1 protein-coding gene and 1 pseudogene are annotated in these 1,876 nt (G+C 68.7%); both read right to left on the bottom strand.

Translation table 11 applies throughout. The annotated features are described in order from the left end of the window. Positions 1 to 19: 19 nt before the first annotated feature. Positions 20 to 1,405 (bottom strand): TAXI family TRAP transporter solute-binding subunit, encoded by a 1,386-nt coding sequence (locus tag AC1DYX_RS30755; RefSeq protein ID WP_477265957.1) that lies wholly within the window; start codon positions 1,403 to 1,405, stop codon positions 20 to 22. 40 nt (positions 1,406 to 1,445) lie between these two features. After that, positions 1,446 to 1,876, bottom strand: a pseudogene (locus AC1DYX_RS30750) (transcriptional regulator); the annotation flags it as partial.

Here is a 1,876-nt window from a genome sequence, read left to right as displayed (position 1 = left end):
GGGCACAGCGGTGCCCACCCTACACGCCGTCACCGGCCCGGCGCTGCGGCGTCGCGGCGGGCGGTGCCAAGGTGACGCGCACGCGCTGGCGCACGAAGTTGATGTGACTGCGCAGGCCGTACAACGCATCCGCGTACGCGAGCGGAATCGAGATATGGTTCACGCGCTGCTCGATGTCGTCGAGGCGGCGCAGCAGGTCGGCGCGCGCCTGTTCGCGGTGCCCGTCCGCCGCGGTTTCCAGCGCCTGCTCGACGGCGCGCAGCTGGCCGTACCAGCGGTACACGCGCGAGCGGATGCGCCACACGTACAGCGGCGGCACGATCTTCGACAGCGGAATGATCAGCGCCGCCAGCGCCACCACCACGACCCACAGCCGGTCGAACAGGTTCGCCAGCCAGAACGACAGGTAGCGCTGCAGCAAGGGCGGACCGTCGCGGAAATACTTGGCCGCCTCCCGCGCCACCGGGATCTCCGTGTAGCGCGGCGACGGGAACTGGCCCTGTTGCTGGAACCAGCCGGTGCCGCCATGGATCTCCATGGCGGCCTTTACGAACAGGTCGACCAGCGCGGGATGCAGGCCTTCGCGCGCGACGAGGGTCGCGGTCGGTGCGATCAGGTGGACGTCCTGGGCCGGGATGTCGCGCCCGATGTCCACGATCCCGCGCGGCAGCACGACGTGCGTCAGGAACGGCAGCCTGCGTGTGTACGCTTCGGCCTGGCGGAAATTGAACAGGCGGATGCCGGGCGTTTGCAGCAGCATCTGGATCAGCGGGGCTTCCGGCGCGGAGCTGAATACGAGACCGTCGATGCGTCCCGCCAGCAATTCCACCGTGGCCGGCGTGTTCTCCAGCGAGGACATCGTCAGCTGGCCGGGCTCCAGGCCGTTCACGGCCAATATCTGGCGGAACAGCTTCGGTACGCCCGTCCCTTCCGGGCCGAGGTTGATGCGCAGGCCCTTCAACTGCGTGAGACTGTGAACGTCGAGCCGGCGACCGTCGGCATCGTGCGTGCGCAGGARCAACCAGACCGGTTCCGTAAACAGGCTGCCGAGCGACATGAGGCCGCGCCGCTCGGCCTGGACCTCGCTCGTCGAACCGCTTTGCACGAAGGCGATGTCGGCCTTGCCGTCGACGAGGCGTTGCAGATTGTCTTCCGAACCGAGCGAGCGCTGCAGGTCGACCTTGATGCCGTCGCGAGCGAGGACGGCCGCGTACTTGCGGCCGAATTCCTCATAGGCACTGTTGTCCTGTCCCGTCGCGAGGACGACGTGGCGCGGCGGCGCCGGATCGACGACGATATAGGCRACCACGCACGCGACCAGCACGAGCACGACCGTCGGCGCCGCCGCCACGAGCAGGTCGCGCAACGACACCAGGCTGAATTTACGCAGTTGGGGCCGCCTCATGCGGCCCCGCTCCCCTGCGCCGGGTCAATCCGGCGCGCCGTCACTGCAGCACTTCTTCGACGGCCGGCGGCTTGGCACGCTGCGCCTTGGGCGGCACATCCGTGTCGGCATCGGGCTTCGCGGCCGGCTTGCGCACGGGCTTGGCCTGCGCCTCGGCGTCCGCCTTGCGCACGGCGGGTTTCGGCTGGCCGTCCGCATCGATCTTGCGGACGGCGGTGGCCTTCGGATGCTGCTCGGTGGCTGCCGATTTTTCCGCCGGTTTTGCAGCCGTTTTTTCAGCCGTTTTTTCAGCCGGCTTCACAACCGGCTTCGCGCCCGGTTCCGCAGTCTTCGCTGCCGGCTTGGTGGCTTTCGCTTCTATAGCCTTCGGTTCCGCAGCTTTCGGTTCCGCAGCTTTCGCTGCCGGCGCCTTGCCAGCGGCCGGTGCGGCATCCGTACCGGCCGCGGCATCGGCCGGCGCGGCCTGCTCGG

This window comes from Massilia sp. P2_C2, assembly GCF_056404615.1.
The sequence above is the reverse complement of the archived record's forward strand: the minus strand, read 5'-3'. Positions and strand labels throughout refer to the sequence as shown.